Below are 20,009 nucleotides of genomic sequence, written 5' to 3'. Positions count from 1 at the left end.
CCCGGTTAGCGTGTGACACACCAGCTACAGGGCGGTCCTGCCGGTAGCGGAAATCCCCGCGGCCCGGCGGGCGGTGCGCATTACAGCACCGGAGGTCCGAAGGCTGCACAGCCAATTGCGTGTGGCCCGAGGTACGGCAGTGAGACCAGCGGGTCATCGCCACCCTGCCCCTGCGGCAGAGGCGCACCCCTGTACCCTGCGACGCTATGCGGACGGTTCTGCATCGCACCTGACAACAAGCCTGCGACCCCAGTGTGTCCCCTTTGCGCAACGCAAGGATACAAGACACGCATGAAGAGAATGCTGATCAACGCAACTCAACCTGAAGAGTTGCGCGTAGCCCTGGTCGACGGCCAGTGGCTGTACGACCTGGATATCGAAAACCGCACCCGCCAGCAGAAAAAAGCCAATATCTACAAGGGCAAGATCACCCGCGTCGAGCCCTCCCTGGAAGCTGCCTTCGTCGACTATGGCGAGGAGCGCCATGGCTTCCTGCCCTTGAAAGAAATCTCCCGCGAATACTTCGTAAAGCAGCCCAAAGACATCGAAGGCCGCATCAAGATCAAGGATGTGGTCAAGGAAGGCATGGAAGTCATTGTCCAGGTGGACAAAGAGGAGCGCGGCAACAAGGGTGCCGCCCTCACGACTTTCATCAGCCTGGCGGGCCGCTACCTGGTCCTGATGCCGAACAATCCCCGCGCCGGCGGCATCTCCCGCCGCATCGAGGGTGACGAGCGCTCCGAGCTGCGCGACGCCCTCTCCAGCGTGGAAGTCCCCTCCGGTATGGGCATTATCGTCCGTACTGCCGGCGTTGGCCGCAGCGGTGAGGAACTCCAGTGGGATCTCAACTACCTGCTGCAGCTGTGGGAAGCAATCAAGACTGAAGCAGATGAAACCAAGGCGCCCCACTTCCTGTTCCAGGAAAGCAACGTCATTATCCGCGCGATCCGCGATTACATGCGTGACGATATCGGTGAAGTCATCGTTGATGACAAGGGTGCTTACCAGCTGGCCGCCGAATTCGCGCGCCAGGTAATGCCCCACTACAGCAACAAGGTGAAGTACTACGAAGACGCAATCCCGCTCTTCAACCGTTACCAGATCGAGAGCCAGATCGAGACCGCCTTCGAGCGCGAAGTGAAGCTGCCCTCCGGCGGTTCCATCGTTATCGACGTGACCGAGGCCCTGATTTCCATCGACATCAACTCCTCCCGCGCCACCAAGGGCGGCGACATTGAGGAGACCGCACGCTCTATCAACCTGGAAGCCGCGGACGAAATCGCCCGCCAGCTGCGTTTGCGGGATATGGGCGGCCTGGTGGTGATCGACTTCATCGACATGCAGAACAAGTCCAACCAGCGCGAAGTCGAGAAGCGTATGGAGAAGGCACTGAGCATGGACCGGGCACGTGTCCAGATCGGCCGCATCTCCCGCTTCGGCCTGCTGGAGATGTCTCGCCAGCGCCTGCGCCCGTCCCTGGGTGAAACCACTTTCCGTGTCTGCCCGCGCTGTAGCGGCCAGGGCACCATTCGTGGCACCAAGTCCCTGGCGCTGTCCATCCTGCGCCTGGTGGAGGAAGAGGCCAAGAAAGAGCGCAGTGCCGAGATTCGCGCGATCTGCCCGGTCAATGTCGCCACCTACCTGCTGAACGAAAAGCGAAAGGCGATCTCCCAGATCGAATCGCGCAATAACACCCGCGTGGTGGTAGTACCCAACGCCGACCTGGAAACCCCGCATTTCGAGGTGCAGCGCCTGCGCGACGACGAAACTGCGACGCTGGAGACCTCCTACAAGATTGCCGGCACCCTGGAAGAGGCACCGGACAAGGAAGAGGAACCGGCTCGCGCCCCGGCCCAACCGGCGGTTCAGCAGATTGCCCACACCGCACCTGCGCCCACGCCCACCGAGAAGCCGGCAGCTCCCGCCAAGAAGGCAGAGCCGGGCCTGGTCGCACGCCTGATCAGCGCGATCTCCGCCCTCTTCTCCGGTGGTGAGGAAGAGGACAAGACCAAGAAGCACAAGAAGACCAAGGGCGGCGGCAAGAACTACCAGAAGCGCGGCCGCGGTGGCAGCCAGCGCGGTAACCGTGGTGGCCGCTCCAGCCGTGGTGGTCGCCGTCGCGACGACTCCCGCCGCGAGGAAAAGCAGCCCGAGAAGCAGGCTGAAAAACGTGAAGGTAAACGCCAGGACAAGCGTGAGGAGAAGCGCGAGGAAAGGCCCGAAACAGCCAAGCGTGATGAGGCCCAGGGCGCCGAGCGTCCGCAGCGTCGCCGCCGCCGCCGTCGCGGTGGTGAAGGTCGCCGCCGTCGCGAGGAAGGCCAGCAGCAGACCGCCGAGAAGGCAACGGTAGAGGAAGCGGTAGAAGCTCCCGAGACTACAGCTGAAACCGAAGGCCAGGAACGTCCCGCACGCCGCCCCGGCAATGTGCGCGGCCGGCCCCAGCCCCGTCGTCGCGGTCGCCGCGGTGAAAACAAGGCAGCAGCTGCCGTAGCCCAGAGCCAGGAAGAGCTGGATCGTGAAGTCAATGAAGCCATTGACGAAGCCGAGGGCGAAGCCAAGAAATCTGCCGACAAGCAACAGCAGGCCACTGTAGAGGCTGCTGCCGGCCAGAAGCCGGAGGCCGCTACGGAAGGCAAGCGTGAGCCGAAGGCAGAGCGCCAGCCCCGGAAGTCGAAGGAAGCCCGGGCGGAAGAGACTGCCAAGTCCGAGAGCGACAAGGGCAAAGGTAAAGCCGAGGGCGAGGCCGCGGAAGAAAAGGTCGAGCGGAAACCCCGTCGCCAGCGGGAAGCACGCAAGGATTCCGGCGAGGAGGCGGAGCGCTCCGCGAAAGCCGCTGAGCCCAGTGGCGACAGGGACGAGCAGCGCCCACAGGAGGCTCCGGCGCCGAGCCCGGCAACTGCCGAGGAGGAAACTGCAGGTGCGCCCGCCAAGGCTCCGGAAGCCGAGAGCAAGGTCACCACTGCCGAGGTCACTGCCGAAGAGGAAGCCGCCAAAGCGCCGCGTGCCGATACCGCGCAAGCCGAAGCGCCTGAAGCAGCCGCAATGGCACCTGCGCAGCCCGAGCCTGAGGAAGCTGCCGAATCGGCGGCAGAGGTCCAGCAACCGGAAGCAGTGGCTCAAGAAGCTGCTGAGGCACCCGCAGCTGCAGAGCAGCCAGAGGAGCCGGCTGCTGAAGCACCCACAGCAGCCCCGGTTGCAGCTGAGCCGAAGCAGGCAGCCCCGACCGGTGCTACGCCCGCTCGAGCCAGCAACGATCCGCGCGTGAACCCGAAACCGCTGGGTACACTGGCGATCGTAACGGAGCAGCGCGATATGGGACTCAAGCAGCCGCTGGACACGTCCACCCCGGCCGCTATTGAGCACAAGCCCCGCACCATCGCCCGCCCGGCCAACGACCCACGTGTTGCCCGGGAAGGAAGCCAGGCGAACGACGACGGTTCAGCCCAGGCGAGCTAAGCAGACAGGAGGCCCGTGCCCGCCACGGGCCTCCAACGTCACTCGAGCCAGGCGCCGAAATTGCTCAAAAATACAGCTAACTTATTGAACTACTTAAAAAAATTATCCACGCTCTTGTACCCGACAACCACGTCGGTATAATGCGCCGGACAATCTGGTGGGGTGGCTGAGTGGTCGAAAGCGGCGGTCTTGAAAACCGTTGACTGTAACAGGTCCCAGGGTTCGAATCCCTGCCCCACCGCCATATAAAGAAACCCGGCTTCATGCCGGGTTTTTTTATATGGTGGCGGGGTAGATCTGGATGAGAGCCCCCGGTCGAGCCGGAGCGGGCGCAAGCCCGCGGAGACCAACGAGCGCAGCGAGCTCATCCCTGCCCCACCGCCATATAAAGAAACCCGGCTTCATGCCGGGTTTTTTTATATGGTGGCGGGGTAGATCTGGATGAGAGCCCCCGTTCGAGCCGGAGCGGGCGCAAGCCCGCGGAGACCAGTGAGCGCAGCGAGCTCATCCCTGCCCCACCGCCATACAAAAGAGCCCGGCTTTATGCCGGGCTTTTTTGTGTGGTGCTGGGGTAGATCTGGATGAGAACCCCGTTCGACTCGGAGGGCGACGCCCAGAGAGCCGCGAGAGAAGCGAAGCGCATCCCTGCCCCACCGCCATATAAAGAAACCCGGCTTCATGCCGTGTTTTTTATATGGTGGCGGGGTAGATCTGGATGAGGCCCCTCGTTCGACCCGACCAACTTGTCTCGCAAACTGGGGCACCGAAGTTCACGACGGCAGGACACAGTCCCGAGCGAATTTTTCGAGGCCACTGCACAGCCAGCGAAGCCGCCCACTCCCGGAGCATATTCACGCCACTTCCGCGGGCAGGAAACCATCAGGCACCCCAGAGCCCACATCCTGTAATGAAATACTCCCGCCATCGTCTATAAAGTAAGTTTGTACCCTATTCCCATGCCCTCTCGCCAAGCGGGCATGGTCTATCCTCATGTCACCCAATATCGCGAGTAGCGTATATGCACGATCCCAAGTCCTCCGAGGCGTCCTCAAAGGCGACAGCTGAAGAAGCAAAGATCAAGTGGCTCGTGTTTCTGAGCTCGGTCATCGGTATCTTCCTGTTCTCACTCTGGGCGATGATCTTCACGGAACAGGCCAGCAACGTCATTTACGGTGTGCTGGCATGGATCTCCGGCAGTTTCGGCTGGTTCTACTTCCTGGCCGTCGTGGCCTACCTGGTCTTCGTTATTTTTATCGCCGTATCCAAGTATGGTGATATCAAGCTGGGGCCGGATCATGCAGAGCCGGAATTCAATGTTGTCACCTGGGCCGCAATGCTCTTCGCCGCCGGTATCGGCATTGACCTGATTTTCTACTGTATTGTGGAGCCGGTAACGCAGTTTATGACGCCTCCTGTCGGTGAAGGCGGGACCGAGGAAGCCGCTCGCAATGCCATGGCCATCACTTTCCTGCACTGGGGCCTATCCGGCTGGGGCGTGTACACGCTGGTGGGGATGTCACTGGCGTTTTTCAGTTACCGCCATGGACTGCCCCTGACAATCCGCTCCTCGCTTTACCCCCTGTTTGGCAACCGGATATACGGACCAATCGGGCATGCCGTGGATATCGCCGCCGTACTGGGTACCGTGTTCGGCGTCGCCACCAGCCTGGGCATTGGTATCATCCAGCTTAACTTCGGTCTCAAGTACATGTTCGGCGTACCGGAGGGCACGTTCACCCAGTCGGTCCTGGCCATCCTGATTGTTGTGTTTGCGGCAATCTCTGCAGCCACCGGGGTGGAACGCGGCATTCGCCGCCTGTCGGAATTCAATATGTTGCTGGCCATCATCCTGATGCTGTTCGTGCTGTTCAGTGGCCAGACGCGCTTCCTGCTGGACGCCTTTGTTACCAATATGGGCGACTACATCCAGAACTTTATCGAGCTTTCATTCAATACTTTTGCCTTCGACCCGCCGCAGGACTGGTTGAATGCCTGGACCATCTTCTTCTGGGCCTGGTGGATTGCCTGGGGCCCGTTTGTCGGCCTGTTCCTGGCACGAATTTCCCGGGGCCGCACCATCCGCTCGTTTGTCGCCGGCACCCTGATCCTGCCCTTCATGTTCATGGCCGCGTGGATGGCAATCATGGGTAACTCCGCGATTGACATGGTGCTGGGCGGGGCCACCGAGTTTGGCGCCCAGGCAATTGAGAAGCCCGGGTCTGCCATCTACCTGTTCCTGGAACAGATGCCGTGGACCATGCTGACCACCATCGCAGTCACTATTCTCTCAATCGTTTTCTTTGTCACTTCAGGTGACTCCGGGTCACTGGTACTCTCCAACCTGACCTGCCGGCTCTCCGACCCGAACCACGACGCCCCCCCATGGATGCGGATCCTCTGGGCCGCAATCATTGGTATCGTTACTGTAGCGCTACTGATGACCGACGGGCTGGCAGCCCTGCAGAGCGCAGTAGTGATCATGGGCCTTCCATTCGCATTTGTGTTGATCATGATGATGATGGGCCTCAACAAGGCGCTGCGCCTCGAGAGCCTGAAATCCGAGAGTATGCAGGACGTGCTGGCAGGACACCTTTCGGGCCGTACCGTCGCGGGTGAGGGGGCGACCAACTGGACACAGCGGCTCTCCCGGGCCATCAGCTTCCCCACCCTCAAGCAGGTAGAGCAGTTTATTGAACGGACCGCGAAGCCCGCGTTCGAGGCCGTCAAGGAAGAGCTTGAGGAGCGCGGGCACCCGGTGCGTATTTCGGGCGGGAGTGGCGATGAGTTGCACCTGTCACTGGATGTGGACATGGGTGATGAAGTCGACTTCACCTACCAGATCTGGCCACGCCAGTGCTCGATGCCGGCGTTTACCATGCGGGCGGAAAAACCACGCTCCAGTTACTACCGCCTTGAACCACACCTGCGGGTCGGCGGCCTGACATACGACCTGATGGGCTATTCAAAAGAGCAAATGATTGGCGATATCGTCGACCAGTTCACCGCCCATATGCAATACCTCCACATGAAGCGGGAACTGGCAAACCGTACACCCGGTGAAGAGGGTGAGCCAGGTCCGGCCTAGGGGAAAGTGATGACAGAAAAGAAGTTCGACCAGACCTTTGACTACATCGTCGTCGGCGCCGGCTCGGCGGGCGCCGTGGTCGCAACCCGGCTCACCGAGGACAGCAATACCAGTGTGTTACTGCTGGAGTATGGCGGCAAGGATAACTCCATCTTTATCCGCATGCCGTCTGCCTTCTCGATACCCCTCAATATGCCCAAGTATGACTGGGAGTTTTACACCGAGCCTGAGCCCGGCCTTCACGGGCGGCGTATCCACCAGGCCCGGGGCAAGGTGATCGGTGGCTCCTCCTCAATCAATGGCATGGCCTTTGTCCGTGGATGCAAGGGCGACTTCGACGAGTGGGTAGAGCACGGCGCCGAGGGCTGGGGCTATGCCGATGTGCTGCCCTATTTCCGCCGCTCGGAAGACTGCGTCTATGGCGCTGACGAGTACCGTGGCGACAAGGGCCCGATAACCGCCTGTAACGGTAATAACATGAAGAACCCCCTGTATCGCGCCTTTATCGAGGCCGGCAAACAGGCGGGATACGGCTATACCGAGGACTATAACGGTTACCGCCAGGAAGGATTCGGGCGCATGGACATGAGCGTGCGCGACGGCGTGCGCTGCTCAACAGCCCTGGGCTACCTGAAGCCGGCATTAAGCCGCAGTAACCTTGAACTGAAAATGCACGCCCTCACCACCCGGGTGATCATGGATGGCAAGAAGGCAATCGGCGTGGAGTACCAGCAGGGCGGCAAGACATTCCGCGCCCGTGCCAACCGCGAGGTGATCCTCTCTGCCAGTGCCTTCAACTCGCCCAAATTACTGATGCTTTCGGGTATCGGTCCGGCAGAACATCTCAAGGAACATGGTATTGACGTGGTGCACGACCTGCCGGGCGTGGGCCAGAACCTGCACGACCACCTGGAGGTCTGGGTGCAGCAACGCTGCAAGCAGAACATCACACTCAACGGCTCGCTGGGTCCGCTTTCCAAGGCTTGGATTGGTATCAACTGGCTGCTGTTCAAGCGCGGGCTGGGTACTTCCAATCAATTCGAGTCCAACGGCTATATCCGCAGTCGTGCCGGCCTCAAGTATCCCGATATCCAGTACCACTTTCTCGCCGGCGCCATCGCCTATGATGGCTCCAGTGCAGTCAAGGGGCATGGTTTCCAGGCACACCTGGGCTGTAACAAGCCACTCAGCCGCGGCTGGGTCAAGCTCAAATCCGCAGACCCCAGGCAGGCACCGGAGATGGTCTTCAACTACTTTGCCCGCGAAGAGGACAAGCAGGCATTCCGGGCCGGCCTGCGGTTTACCCGCGAGATCTTCGCCCAGCCAGCGATGGACCCCTATCGTGGTGACGAGGTTTCACCCGGCCCGGATGTGCAATCCGATGAGGAGATCGATAACTGGCTGGCCGAGACCGCGGAAACCGCTTATCACCCGGCGGGGAGCTGCCGCATGGGCACGGACGAGATGGCCGTGGTAGATCCCGAATGCCGGGTGCACGGTGTGGAAAACCTGAGGGTGGTGGACTCCTCTATCATGCCAACAGTAACCAACGGCAACCTGAATGCGCCGACAATCATGATTGGTGAGAAAGGCGCGGACCATATCCGCGGCAAGGGTATGCTGGCCCCATCCAGGGCCGACAGCTATTTTGCAGAGGGTTGGGAGGACAGCCAGCGGGAGGGGAGTGCCGACCGCGCGCTCGATAAAAGCTCTGGCTGATCGCCCTGGTTGATCGCTGGTACAGGGCACCGGGGCCGGCCAGTGCAATACGACGGGCCCCGGCAACGCGCTGATATTCAGTATGGTGCTTCCACGTCCCCTTCCGCGACATACACTGTTTTCAGCCGGGTGTAATGTTCGAATGCACGGCGGCTGTTTTCCTTGCCAATGCCGGATTGCTTGAACCCCCCGAATGGCATCTCCACCGGGGTCAGGTTGTAATGATTGATCCATACAATACCCGCATCCAGGGCCGCGGCCACACGGTGTCCCCGCTGGATGTCGCGGGTAAAGACTCCCCCGGCCAGGCCAAACTCGGTATTGTTGGCCCTCTGCAACACTTCTTCCTCGCTGGAGAAGCTGAGCAACGACAGCACCGGCCCGAAGATCTCCTCCCGTACAATCGTCATGTCATCGTTAAGGCCGTCAAAAACGGTCGGTTCGACAAAATTGCCATTCTCCAGCCCATCCACCTTTGCCCGGCCGCCACCGATCAGCAGCTTGCCGCCCTCTTCCTTGCCTTTCTCCATATAGGCCAGCACACCTTCCATATGCTCGGCACTGACCATGGGCCCAACGTCTGTTGCAGGATCCAGGGGATCGCCGACTCGCATTTTCCCGGTGCGCTCCAGCAGCTTCTCCACAAACGCATCGTGGATGGATTCCTGCACAAAAACACGGGTACTGTTGGTACAGATCTGTCCCTGCGTGTAGAAGTTACCCAGCAGCGCGGCACCTACAGCGTTGTCCAGGTCGGCATCGTCAAACACGATCAATGGCGACTTGCCGCCCAGCTCCAGGGTCACCGCCTTGAGTGAGTCAGCGGCTGCGCGCATTACCGCCTTGCCGGTGCCCACTTCACCGGTCAGCGAAACCTTGGCAATGCCCGGATGTGCGGTCAGCGCCTTGCCGGTCTCGGCAAAGCCCTGTACCACATTGAAGACACCGTCAGGAAGTCCCGCCTGCTTGAACAGCTCAGCAAGCCGCAGGGCTGACAGCGGCGTTAGCTCAGCCGGCTTGAATACCATCGCGTTTCCCGCTGCCAGTGCCGGCGCCGATTTCCAGGCTGCGATCTGGATCGGGTAATTCCAGGCACCTATACCGGCACAGATGCCCAGGGGTTCTGGCCGGGTATAGAAAAAGCCTCCGGGCACAGACTGGTACTCGCCATGCAGCGACGCCGCCTGCCCGCCGAAATACTCCAGGCAGTCTGCTGCAGAGCCGACATCCGCTTCCGGGGTTTCCGCAATTGGCTTGCCGCCATCGAGCGACTCCAGGCGGGCAAGCTCGTCGCAGTGTCCTCGCAGCAGGTTCGCGGTCTCCACCAGCACCCTGCCCCGCTCTGCGCCACTCATGGCCGCCCATTCGGCCTGCCCCTTCCGTGCAGACTCCACAGCACGGTCAACATCCGACTCGCCGGCCTGCGCGACCCTGCAGATCACCTCACCGGTGGCCGGGTTTAGGGTATCGAAAAATTCCCCCTCGACAGGGGCGACATATTCACCATGAATCCAGAGTAGGCGATCATTGGAATCCGACATTGGCTGCTCCCGGAGGCCAGAGTAGTTTCATGTGAAGAGTTTAGGAGAGTAAACAGGAATTGCCGGCAACAGGCCGGCGTACCCTGGGCCATCCGGGCCAGGAGTCCTGTGCCGATAACAGGGCCGACTAGAAGCTGCGGGTGATACTAAATACCCATTCGCCATCAGCCAGTTTGGGATTGGCGAGGAATGGGTCTACGCCGTCCGTGTCATACCAGCGCAGGTCCATCGTCCAGTCCTCGATCGTATAATCCATGCCCAGGTCGTAGTAGACATAATTAAGGTTGTCAAATGCAGACTCGAATGTCTGCTCACCCACCCGCACAGACGCGGAAAAGTTATCGGGAAGCTGGTAAGCGAGGGTCACCTCATACGCCAGGGCCGAAACCTCATCGAGGAAGTCTTCACCAAAATAGTTGTCCGCGTACCAGACACTGGGGGTAATGGAGAAATCATCCAATGTCCAGGTGACATAGACATAAACTTCCCCGTAGTTCAGAGAGAACTCGGAGCCGGGATAGTTGTACGACCAATAGCCGATGTCGTAACTGAAGTTGCTTTCGCCGAAATTACCGGCCATGCCCACATAGGGATCCAGCTCCATGCTGTTTCCGGCGCCACCAAAGTCGGTATTGGAGGCCCACACACCCAGGTAAAAACCCGCATCGTGGGACCAGTTCATATCCGCCTGGACCTGTGGCCGCAGGTTGGAGTTCGAAATGCTCCGGAACATGTAGTCACTGGCAAGCATGGCACTACCACCGAAGGTGCCAAAGGAGGGCTCTTCACTTTCCTCCTCTTCAGGCTCCTGGGCGAAGGACGCCAGCGGCAGCAGCGCTGCGATCAGGGCTACCGAAACGAGTAAATTGTGGCCTGTTGAGAGATGCATGCGTGTCTTCCTTGATATGCCTGCCGTCATGCGGGAACGCCTTTCTCTGGCAGGTAGGCTACATATAGGCAAAGGAGGCAATTTTTCAAGGAACTGGCGACGCCCTCCTCTTTTTTCAGCTCCAGGCGGGATATTGCTGCCAACAAAACAGCCGTCACTTGGCTAGGCTTATGTGGAAGAGCGCGAAAGTTGTTCTTCCGTAATCCTTTTTGAGCGAACCTATGGCAGTCAAGTACGCACCCGTCTGGATCATCGTGCTCTGCACCATCGGGGTGGGGATTGGCCTTGGGCTGCTTTTTTACTTTGACCTGGACGACCGGCTGATTGAGCTGCTGCAGTGGATGGAGAGCCGTGGCTGGCAGGCCAGCCTGCTCTTCATCCTGGTCATTGCACTGGCCATCGTGGTGCTGGCCCCGGGCGTGATATTCACCATGGGAGCGGGATTTGTTTTCGGCGTAATCAAGGGAACCGTACTGGTAGTCGCGGGTACCGTCCTCGGCGCCACCATTGCCTTCCTGATCGCCCGCTACCTGTTTGGCCCACGGCCATCAAGGTGGCTGATGTCACATGTGAAGCCACCCCACCTGGGGGAGGTGATCAAGGATGAGGGCTGGCGCCTGGTAATGCTAACCCGGCTGGTGCCTCTTTTCCCTTTCAAGCTGTCAAACTATTTTTTCGGTTTGACGCCAGTGCGGTTAAGGGATTTTGTCATTGGTAACTCCATCGGCATCATCCCGTTGACCGTTCACAATGTATATGTCGGCTCCATCGCTTCGGACCTGGCCACACTGGGAGCGATGGAGTCGGAGCGCACGCCGGTAGAGTGGACACTATATGGTATCGGCTTTGTACTGGCGGTCGTGGCGCTGATCGGCATCACCCGTATTGCAAGGCGCGCCCTCGCACAGAAAATCGAACGGGAGGATCTGTAATGCCCTGGATGAAATGGCTGCCCTGGCGTTTCTTTGTCCGCAAATTTGCCACCTCCCACGGCTTTCTAGACCCGCTGTCAGTCATGGCGCACCTGCAGCGTTTTGCCCAACCGTCAGAGGTAGCTGAACCGATCGAGCTATTGCGTGCCGGGGTGATCTTCCATGCCCGCGCACTGATCAACAGCAAGGTAATCCAGCATAACCTGGACTGGGTCTGGCCCTACTGGGTCGAACGCCAGTTCGACCCGCTGGACCAATCATTCATACCCCGCGCGTTTTCCATTACGCACTGCAACCTGAGTCACCGGAACTGGACTGCCGTGGGCCTGCCGGACTACGAGGAAATGCCGCTGGTGGATCCGCGCGGGCTGCTGACCCCCCACTACGACGGCTGGTCAATCGACACATGGGTGGTCAGCGAGAGCGGTGAACAATTGATACCCTCGCGGCTGGAACAGTGCCGCCAGGAGCTGTTGCTGGGCGACAACATCAGCGTCCTGACCGAGTCCAGCCATGCTGATATGCACCTGCGCAACCACGCCATGGTGGAAAGTTCCAACGGCGACAAGCAGTGCCTCCTCGACCTCCAGGCAGAGAGCGGCGCCGGCGGCTGGCTGGTAGTGGCGCTGCGTCCCTATAACCCGGAAGGGGTGAGTTTCGTCCACAAGGTGCGGCTGGATAATGACCGGCGCAAATGGCTGATTGAGAAAAAATTCGCTGTCGAGTTCGATCGTGCCCTGGAACGACACCTGGCTTCGGACTACCACCATGGTGATATCTACCTGCACCTGCACGATGAGGGCGGCCGCACCCATGGTGAGTGCGAAGTGGGCATGGCGACGGCCGCCGCCATGTTCCGCATCGAGCCCGGTAAGCCCCTCGATGTACAGGTGAAAATTCCGCTGGAACCTGACCCGGTGAGCCGGTCTGGCAGCCCCGCCGCCACTAAACCCGGCAACTGGGGTGAGACCCTGGCCAACCACTGCGCAATGGTGGTGCCGGACCAGAAGATACAATTCCTTTACGACGCCGCCATCCGCACGCTGATCCTGCACTCACCCAAGGATGTTTACCCCGGCCCCTATACCTACAAGCGCTTCTGGTTCCGGGACGCGGCATTCATGATCCAGTCCCTGCTGTATGCCGGCCTCGTGGACCGGGCCGAGCGGGCCCTGGACCAGTTCCCGCACCGGCAGAAACGGGATGGCTTTTTCCATTCCCAGGATGGTGAGTGGGACTCCAACGGCGAGGCGCTGTGGATCTTCGATCTCTTCTGCCAGCTTACAAACCGGCGGCTCAAGCCCGGCTGGAGGGACGCCGTGCTGCGCGGGGCCAGCTGGATCGACGACAAGCGCCTGCCCAAAGATGGAAGCCGTTGCGGTGGACTGCTGCCCGCAGGCTTCAGTGCCGAGCACCTGGGTCCAAATGACTGCTATTACTGGGATGATTTCTGGGGCGTGGGCGGCTTGCATGCCGCCGCCGACATGTGCGAGCGCGAGGGGCTTCACAACGACAGCACCCGCTTTGCCGCCCAGGCGAAGGATTTCCAAAAAACCATCGATGACAGCCTGGCCGCAGCTGCCGAGCGACTCGGCCGCCCGGCGATGCCGGCGTCGCCCAACCGGCGACTCGACCCTGGCGCCATCGGCTCCATCGCCGCCGGCTACCCACTCTCACTCTACCCAGCGGAGGACCCCCGACTGCTCGACCTGGCGGAATTCCTGATGGAAAAGTGCTTTGTCAGCGGCGGCTTTTTCCAGGATATGATCCATTCCGGCATTAATGCCTACCTCACCCTGCATATCGCCCAGGTCCTGTTGCGCGCCGGCGATGCCCGTTGTGTGGAGCTGATGCGCAATGTCGCCCAGCTTGCGTCCCCGACTGGCCAGTGGCCCGAAGCCATCCACCCGCACTCGCTGGGCGGCTGTATGGGCGACGGCCAGCACGCCTGGGCCGCCGCCGAGTGGGTGGCAATGCAGCGCAACTGTTTTGTGCGCGAGGAGGGAGACACACTGGTGCTTGTTTCCGGCCTGCCCCCCGAGTGGCTGAGCGACCAGACCGCCACTGCGCCGGTCCGTTTCGGGCCCGCACCAACACGCTTCGGACGCATTACTGTCGAGGTGATACCCGGTATTGTCCCGCGGGTCAGCTGGATGGCCGAATGGCACGGTGAAGAGCCCCCGATCGAAGTCCGGGCGCTGGGGTTTGCCCCCGCCAGGGTAGCGCCCGGCTCCCAGGAAGTGGAGCTCACCGCCCAGTGAACATTGTCATGCTCACCAATACCTACCTGCCCCATGTAGGCGGCGTGGCGCGCTCGGTAGCGGCATTTGCCGCAGAGTACCGGGCGCGCGGGCACCGGGTATTGATCGTCGCACCGGAGTTTTCCCAGTACATCAAAGGTGAACAGGATGTAATACGCATCCACGCCATCCAGAATTTCAATGGCAGCGACTTTTCCGTGGCCCTGCCCTTCTCCGGCCACCTGAGCGAGCGCCTGGACGACTTCCAGCCGGATATCGTCCACTCTCACCACCCTTTCCTGCTGGGCATGACAGCGGTGAGGATTGCCCGCTCCCGCGGGCTTCCCCTGGTGTTTACCCATCACACCCTGTACGAGCGCTACACCCATTATGTGCCGGCGGATTCCCAGGCCCTCAAGCGATTTGTGATCGAGCTGGGAACCCGTTACGCAAACCTGGCAAGCCTGGTTTTCGCGCCCAGCGAGAGCATTGCGCACATTCTGCGCGAGCGGGGTGTTACAACCCGGATCGAGGAGATGCCCACGGGCCTGCAGGAAGAGCAGTACCTGCCAGGTAACGGCGCGAGCATACGGTCCGAACTGGGCATACCGGCCGGGGCTTTCGTAGTCGGCCACCTGGGCAGGCTTGCGGCGGAGAAGAACCTCGAGTTCACCGCAGCAGCGGTTGCAGACTTTATGCAGGCACATGCGGACAGCCATTTCTTGCTGGTGGGCAGTGGTCCAAGCAGTACAGTCATCGAAAACCTGTTCAGTGCCCGCGGTATGGCCGACAGGCTCCATATGCCCGGAACCCTGCAGGGTGAACGCCAACGCGATGCCTATGCCGCGATGGACACCTTCGTCTTCGCCTCCACCAGCGAAACCCAGGGCATGGTCCTGACCGAGGCCATGGCAGCCTCGGTGCCGGTAGTCGCCCTGGATGCCAACGGCACCCGCGAGGTGGTTCGCGATGGCATCAACGGGCGCCTGGTAATGGCCGAAAACCGGGAGGAATTCCGCCGGGCCATCGATTGGCTCCACAGTCGCGGGGCCGACGATCGCCGGCAGCTGTGTGCGGGGGCCCTGGAAACCGCCCGGGGATTTTCCATGGACCGCTGCGCGAGCCGGGCCCTCGACCTCTACCAGCCACTGCTGAAAAAAAGCTGGTCCCTCGACGACTCCGTTTACGACCAGTGGATGCGGCTGCGCAACCTCATCGCCGCCCAGTGGGATATTCTCGAAGGCGTAACCAGTGCCGCAGGTGCCGCCTTCGGCCAGCCGCCGCGCCGCTAGTGCCAGGTTTTTATTGCCTATGATGAGCCGTATCGAGACAGCCCTGCGCCGCCTGCGCCGCCGCTTCAGCCGCAGCGCCTGGATGGCCCGGCTGCTCAAACTCCCCACCAGCGACAGCCATCCCAGTGACCACGGCCTGATCCTGATCCAGGTAGACGGACTGGCCTACCCGCAGCTGCAGAAGGCGCTCGCCAGAAAAAGAATGCCCTTCGTGCAGAAACTGATTCGCAAGGAACACTACCAGCTCGATCACCTGTTTCCCGGCGTGCCCTCAACCACTCCCGCCGTACAGGCGGAGCTCTTTTATGGCGTGCGCGCAATTGTGCCCGCATTCGGCTTTATGATGCGCGACACCCAGCAGCTGGTGCGTATGTACGATCCCGATGCCGCCTGCGCCGTGGAGGAAAAACTCGAGGCGCGTGTAGACGACCCGTTGCTGAAAGATGGCAGCTGCTACCTGAGCCTGTTCCGGGCTGGCACGTCTGACGGCGAGGCACACTTCTGCCCGGCGTCCCGTGGCTGGGGCCCGGCCCTGCGGGAGGCCGGCCCACTCACGGTGGTCCTGCTGATCCTGAGTAACCTCTGGGGCCTGGTCCGTACCGGCGCACTGCTGCTGGTGGAACTGGTACTCGCGGTGATCGACTCGATTCGCGGTGTTTTTGCCGGGGAGAACTTCTGGCGCGAGCTGATGTTTATTCCCACCCGTGTGGCGGTCACCATACTGATGCGCGAGCTGTGCACTTTCGGGGTCAAGATTGATATCGCCCGGGGCCTGCCGGTGATTTACGTCAACCTGCTCGGGTATGACGAGCAATCACACCGGCGCGGTCCCAATTCTGCTTTCGCCCACTGGGTGCTGAAGGGTATCGACGATGCCATCGCGCGAATCTGGCGGGCCGCACACCGCTCTGATAAGCGCCAGTACGATGTGTGGATCTTCTCCGACCACGGCCAGGAACAGGCGGAACCCTACGAGGTGCGCCATGGCCGCAGCCTCGGTGAGGCCCTGTCCGAATCACTGCGCGACCTTCCCGGAGACAATGCCAGCTATCGCAGCACCGGACGCCGCGGGGTGCAGCTGGAGCGCGCGCGCATGTTCGGCAGTGAGTGGATCGAGAAAATCATTCCCCCGGACGACTCCGACGTATCGGCCTCCGAGCCTCCGCTGGCCCTGGCGGCGCTGGGACCGGTGGCCATGCTCTACAACCTGCGCACCAACGGCACGCCCAGGGCCGAGATAGCGCGAATGATTGTGGAGCGCGCAGCGGTGCCGCTGGTACTGTACCGGGCTTCTGACGAGGACGATGCCCCGGTGCATGGCTGGTGGCGCGATGGCGCCGTGGAGTTGCCCCGGGACGGCCTGCGCCTGATGGGTGACGAGCATCCCTTCGCTGAGCAGACCGCCATCGACCTGGCGCGCCTGTGTCACCACCCGGATGCCGGCGACTTCATCATGTGTGGCTGGTGCGCGGGTGAAAAGCCCATGACCTTCGCGGTCGAAAACGGCAGCCACGGCGGCCCCGGCCCCAATGAGACCAATGCCTTTGCCCTGTTGCCCAAGGATATCCGGCGCCCCTCCCAGGGCTACTGGCGTGCCGGGGACCTCCGCCGTGCCGCACAGCAGTTCCTGCATCACTATTACCCGCTGGTACCGGTGCACCGGCCACAGGCGGTGAAAACCCTGCGGGTGATGACCTACAACGTGCACAGTTGCCTGGGCATGGACGGCAAGTATTCGGCCCGCAGGATCGCCCGCGTAATCGCCCGCTACCAGCCGGACGTGGTGGCATTACAGGAGCTGGATGTCAGCCGTCCCCGCAGCGGTGGCGAGGACCAGGCGGAACGGATCGCGCGCTACCTGCAAATGGATTTCCAGTTCCACCCGGCGATCCACCTGGAGGAGGAGCGCTACGGCGATGCCATCCTGTCCCGCCTGCCCATGCGAGTGATCAAGAAGGATATATTGCCGGGCCCGCCGGAAGCAGCGCCCCTGTCCCTCCTGCCCACTGTGGACGAGCCCCGCGGGGCGGTCTGGGTAGAGGTGGACCACAACGGGGAGAAAGTGCAGATCGTTAACACGCACCTGGGCCTCAGCAAGGCGGAGCGGCTGCGCCAGGTGGACGCGCTGCTGGGCCCGGACTGGCTGGGTCACCCGGAATGCACCGGGCACAAGGTGCTGCTGGGCGACTTCAATGCCCTACCCAATTCCGCGGAACACAAGCGCCTGACAGAGCACCTGCATGATGCCCAGGTGCACCTCGCCAACCACCGTCCCCGTGGAACCTTTCCCAGCCGCCTGTCCCGGGCAAGGATTGACTACATATTCATTGGCAGGCGCATGAAAGTGTCCAAGGTACTGGTCCCGCGCACCGAACTCACGCAGGTTGCGTCGGATCACCTGCCACTGGTGACCGACCTGGCCTTCCCCGGACAGGGAGACGACAAGGGCGCCAGCGACACCGCGACGGAAGAAGCGTGAACTAACTTGATGGTCCTACCCAGCACCTATATGATTTGGCCAATCGTTCAATAGCAGGAGAAGCTAATGCAACCGCAAGTATATTCACCCTCAGGCGCCCTGGACCGCGCTGAATCGGCCAAGGTGCTGCGTAATACCTACGCACTGCTCGCCATGACCGTGCTGTTCAGTGCCTTCACCGCGGGTGTCGCCATGGCCCTGGGCATGGGCCGCGGTATGGGGCTGGTGTGCTCCATCGCCGCGATTGTGCTGGTATGGTTTGTCCTGCCGCGCACCGCCAATTCCGGTGCAGGCGTGGGCGTGGTATTTGCGTTCACCGGCCTGCTGGGGGCCTCCCTGGCACCGCTGCTGAACTATTACGTTGCCGCCGGCATGGCCCAGGTGATCACCCAGGCGCTGGGTACCACCGCACTGATCTTCTTTGCCCTGTCCGCCTACGTGCTGACCACCCGCAAGGATTTCAGCTTTATGGGCGGCTTCCTGTTCGTGGGCCTGATCGCAGTCCTCGTATGTGCCCTGGGCATGATGATTGCCGGCTTCTTCGGCGTGCATATGCCCCTGGCCAGTGTGGTACTGAGCGGTGTTATCGCCCTGCTGTTCTCAGGCTTCATCCTGTATGACACCAGTGCGATCATCAATGGTGGTGAAACCAACTACCTGATGGCCACCACCCGCCTGTACCTGGATATCCTGAACCTGTTCACCGCACTGCTGCACATCATCGGCTTCGCTTCCGACGATTGATCCAGCCACTGGCTGAACAGTTCCAACGGGGCCCCGCTTTGAGCGGGGCCTTTTGTATCCGGCCATTTCTGATACCCCCAACCGAGCTGCCATGAAATTCTCCCTCGCCGTCTATGCCGCCCCACACTCAAGCCAGTCTGCCGCCAGTGCACTGCGCTTTGCGCAGGCGCTGCTGGGCCAGGGGCACGAGCTGTACCGGGTGTTTTTCTACTGCGACGGGGTCCACAACGGCAGCAGCCTTGCCACCCCACCTCAGGATGAGCCCGACTTGCTGCCCGCCTGGCAGGCCCTGCAGGCCGAGCACGGCCTGGACCTGGTAATCTGTATCGCCGCCGCCCAGCGGCGCGGGGTGCTGAGCGACAGTGAGGCGAGGAGGCTGGAGCGGCCCGCCGCCAACCTGGCCGAGGGCTTCGTGCTGGCAGGACTGGGACAACTGGCCGATGCGGTAGCCCATTCCGACCGCCTGGTGACATTCGGCAGCTGAGGAGAACCCCATGGCCCGACGAACCCTCGCCCTGTGCCGCCAGGCACCCTACGGCAACGCCCTCGCCCGCGAGGGCCTGGAGGCCGTGCTGGCAGCATCGGCGCTGGAACAGGCTCCGGACCTCCTGTTCTGCGGGGATGGCGTGTTCCAGCTGGTGCCCGGCCAGCAACCGGCCGGGATCGACCAGAAGAGCCTGCAACGCAACCTGCAGGCGCTACCCATCTTTGATATCGAGCGTGCCTTTGTCTGCCAGCGCAGCCTGGCGCAACGGGGCCTATCCCTGGATGACCTGGCAAAGGATGGCCCAGCACTGCACCCCGTAGCCGACACCGGCAGGCTGATCGCCGGCTACGACACCGTACTGAGTTTTTGAATCATGACCCTGCACATTGTCAGCAAGTCGCCCTATTCCAGCACCGCGCTCGCGGACTGCATTGCCGCTTTTGCCGAGGGGGACGCCCTGCTGCTCATCGAGGACGGGGTTTACGCCCTGGCCGGAGCCCTCACCGATACACCAGTGGTACAACCGGTTTACTGCCTCGGCGCTGATGCGCGGGCACGTGGCCTGGCAATTCCTGGTAAAATCGAGGCAATCGACGACGCCCAATGGGTGTCCCTGTGTACCGAACACAACCCAATCGTCAGCTGGTTCAAGTGATGGGCAAGATAACTATTGAGGGGCGGGATATCCCGCTGGACAAGGAAGGTTTCCTGCGCAACCGGGACGACTGGAGCCCGGCTGTGGCCGAGGCCCTGGCACAGGCCGAGGGAATTGAGCTGACCGGGGAGCACTGGGAGGTTATCCGCCTGCTACAGGACTTCTATCGGGAGTTCGAACTGTCCCCCGCCATGCGACCGCTGGTGAAATATGTGGCCCTGCACCTGGGTCCTGACAAGGGCCGCAGCATCTACCTGATGCGCCTGTTCCCGGAGAGCCCGGCCAAGCTCGGCAGCAAGATCGCCGGCCTGCCCAAGCCCACCAATTGCCTCTGAGGCGACTTACTCCCTATACCCGAATTTGCGCTGTGCGTGCGGAAAGCTAGCAACTTCCTCAAGGGCTTCCCGGCCTGGTTCGCCGGGTACCCACAGGACCTGGATGCACTGGACAGCGTCATCCCTGTTACCGGGGCGTGTCTTGATCATTGGCA

At 61.4% G+C, this 20,009-nt stretch carries 14 protein-coding genes and 1 tRNA gene; 13 read left to right on the top strand and 2 right to left on the bottom strand.

What is annotated here, in order from left to right:
- The first annotated feature begins 291 nt into the window (after positions 1-291).
- The 4 genes from rne to betA all read left to right on the top strand — a co-directional run bounded on the left by rne (position 292) and on the right by betA (position 8,260).
- Positions 292-3,456: a ribonuclease E gene (rne, locus tag LVE68_RS01035; RefSeq protein WP_232942334.1), complete on the top strand. Its 3,165-nt coding sequence runs from the start codon at positions 292-294 to the stop codon at positions 3,454-3,456.
- Positions 3,457-3,612: 156 nt separating this feature from the next.
- Positions 3,613-3,700, top strand: a tRNA-Ser gene (locus LVE68_RS01030).
- A 774-nt stretch (positions 3,701-4,474) separates the two neighbouring features.
- Entirely contained in the window at positions 4,475-6,541 is a 2,067-nt protein-coding gene (betT, locus tag LVE68_RS01025; protein WP_232942332.1) for a choline BCCT transporter BetT, read from the top strand.
- A gap of 9 nt (positions 6,542-6,550) precedes the next feature.
- Positions 6,551-8,260: a choline dehydrogenase gene (betA, locus tag LVE68_RS01020; RefSeq protein ID WP_232942330.1), complete on the top strand. Its 1,710-nt coding sequence runs from the start codon at positions 6,551-6,553 to the stop codon at positions 8,258-8,260.
- Between the two features lie 77 nt (positions 8,261-8,337).
- Here betA and betB read toward each other — a convergent pair whose 3' ends face one another.
- The gene (betB, locus tag LVE68_RS01015; RefSeq protein WP_232942328.1) at positions 8,338-9,801 is read right to left on the bottom strand and encodes a betaine-aldehyde dehydrogenase; all 1,464 of its coding nucleotides are present in this window, start codon (positions 9,799-9,801) and stop codon (positions 8,338-8,340) included.
- A gap of 127 nt (positions 9,802-9,928) precedes the next feature.
- Positions 9,929-10,690: a TorF family putative porin gene (locus tag LVE68_RS01010; RefSeq protein WP_232942326.1), complete on the bottom strand. Its 762-nt coding sequence runs from the start codon at positions 10,688-10,690 to the stop codon at positions 9,929-9,931.
- Positions 10,691-10,911: 221 nt separating this feature from the next.
- Between LVE68_RS01010 and LVE68_RS01005 the strand changes: the two genes are divergently transcribed.
- The 9 genes from LVE68_RS01005 to LVE68_RS00965 all read left to right on the top strand — a co-directional run bounded on the left by LVE68_RS01005 (position 10,912) and on the right by LVE68_RS00965 (position 19,854).
- Complete coding sequence (locus tag LVE68_RS01005) at positions 10,912-11,622, top strand: TVP38/TMEM64 family protein (RefSeq protein WP_232942324.1); 711 nt, start codon at positions 10,912-10,914, stop codon at positions 11,620-11,622.
- Complete coding sequence (locus tag LVE68_RS01000; protein WP_232942322.1) at positions 11,622-13,883, top strand: hypothetical protein; 2,262 nt, start codon at positions 11,622-11,624, stop codon at positions 13,881-13,883. Before LVE68_RS01005 ends, LVE68_RS01000 begins: the two co-directional genes overlap by 1 nt.
- Positions 13,880-15,154: a glycosyltransferase gene (locus LVE68_RS00995; protein WP_232942320.1), complete on the top strand. Its 1,275-nt coding sequence runs from the start codon at positions 13,880-13,882 to the stop codon at positions 15,152-15,154. Before LVE68_RS01000 ends, LVE68_RS00995 begins: the two co-directional genes overlap by 4 nt.
- Before the next feature lie 19 nt (positions 15,155-15,173).
- Positions 15,174-17,633, top strand: coding sequence for an endonuclease/exonuclease/phosphatase family protein (locus LVE68_RS00990; RefSeq protein WP_232942318.1), 2,460 nt, complete (start codon positions 15,174-15,176; stop codon positions 17,631-17,633).
- A gap of 66 nt (positions 17,634-17,699) precedes the next feature.
- Positions 17,700-18,377 (top strand): Bax inhibitor-1/YccA family protein, encoded by a 678-nt coding sequence (locus LVE68_RS00985; protein WP_232942316.1) that lies wholly within the window; start codon positions 17,700-17,702, stop codon positions 18,375-18,377.
- Between the two features lie 91 nt (positions 18,378-18,468).
- Positions 18,469-18,861: a sulfurtransferase complex subunit TusD gene (gene tusD, locus LVE68_RS00980; protein WP_232942314.1), complete on the top strand. Its 393-nt coding sequence runs from the start codon at positions 18,469-18,471 to the stop codon at positions 18,859-18,861.
- 10 nt (positions 18,862-18,871) lie between these two features.
- Positions 18,872-19,234, top strand: a complete 363-nt coding sequence (tusC, locus tag LVE68_RS00975; protein ID WP_232942312.1) for a sulfurtransferase complex subunit TusC — start codon at positions 18,872-18,874, stop codon at positions 19,232-19,234.
- A 3-nt stretch (positions 19,235-19,237) separates the two neighbouring features.
- Positions 19,238-19,519: a sulfurtransferase complex subunit TusB gene (tusB, locus tag LVE68_RS00970; RefSeq protein ID WP_232942310.1), complete on the top strand. Its 282-nt coding sequence runs from the start codon at positions 19,238-19,240 to the stop codon at positions 19,517-19,519.
- On the top strand, positions 19,519-19,854 hold the full coding sequence (locus LVE68_RS00965; RefSeq protein ID WP_232942308.1) for a TusE/DsrC/DsvC family sulfur relay protein: 336 nt from the start codon (positions 19,519-19,521) through the stop codon (positions 19,852-19,854). Before tusB ends, LVE68_RS00965 begins: the two co-directional genes overlap by 1 nt.
- Positions 19,855-20,009: the final 155 nt, after the last annotated feature.

Origin of the sequence: Microbulbifer sp. YPW16 (assembly GCF_021290385.1) — a bacterium.
GTDB lineage: Bacteria > Pseudomonadota > Gammaproteobacteria > Pseudomonadales > Cellvibrionaceae > Microbulbifer > Microbulbifer zhoushanensis.
This window is presented reverse-complemented; position numbering and strand designations above follow the sequence as displayed.

What these genes read in the sequence shown, in the direction of transcription:
- LVE68_RS01000 (WP_232942322.1), top strand. Translation starts at nt 11,622, where the DNA reads ATGCCCTGGATGAAATGGCTGCCCTGGCGTTTCTTTGTCCGCAAATTT.
- betT (WP_232942332.1), top strand. Translation starts at nt 4,475, where the DNA reads ATGCACGATCCCAAGTCCTCCGAGGCGTCCTCAAAGGCGACAGCTGAA.
- LVE68_RS01010 (WP_232942326.1), bottom strand. Translation starts at nt 10,690, where the DNA reads ATGCATCTCTCAACAGGCCACAATTTACTCGTTTCGGTAGCCCTGATC.
- tusB (WP_232942310.1), top strand. Translation starts at nt 19,238, where the DNA reads ATGACCCTGCACATTGTCAGCAAGTCGCCCTATTCCAGCACCGCGCTC.
- LVE68_RS00985 (WP_232942316.1), top strand. Translation starts at nt 17,700, where the DNA reads ATGCAACCGCAAGTATATTCACCCTCAGGCGCCCTGGACCGCGCTGAA.
- LVE68_RS01005 (WP_232942324.1), top strand. Translation starts at nt 10,912, where the DNA reads ATGGCAGTCAAGTACGCACCCGTCTGGATCATCGTGCTCTGCACCATC.
- tusD (WP_232942314.1), top strand. Translation starts at nt 18,469, where the DNA reads ATGAAATTCTCCCTCGCCGTCTATGCCGCCCCACACTCAAGCCAGTCT.
- LVE68_RS00990 (WP_232942318.1), top strand. Translation starts at nt 15,174, where the DNA reads ATGATGAGCCGTATCGAGACAGCCCTGCGCCGCCTGCGCCGCCGCTTC.
- rne (WP_232942334.1), top strand. Translation starts at nt 292, where the DNA reads ATGAAGAGAATGCTGATCAACGCAACTCAACCTGAAGAGTTGCGCGTA.
- betB (WP_232942328.1), bottom strand. Translation starts at nt 9,801, where the DNA reads ATGTCGGATTCCAATGATCGCCTACTCTGGATTCATGGTGAATATGTC.
- betA (WP_232942330.1), top strand. Translation starts at nt 6,551, where the DNA reads ATGACAGAAAAGAAGTTCGACCAGACCTTTGACTACATCGTCGTCGGC.
- tusC (WP_232942312.1), top strand. Translation starts at nt 18,872, where the DNA reads ATGGCCCGACGAACCCTCGCCCTGTGCCGCCAGGCACCCTACGGCAAC.
- LVE68_RS00965 (WP_232942308.1), top strand. Translation starts at nt 19,519, where the DNA reads ATGGGCAAGATAACTATTGAGGGGCGGGATATCCCGCTGGACAAGGAA.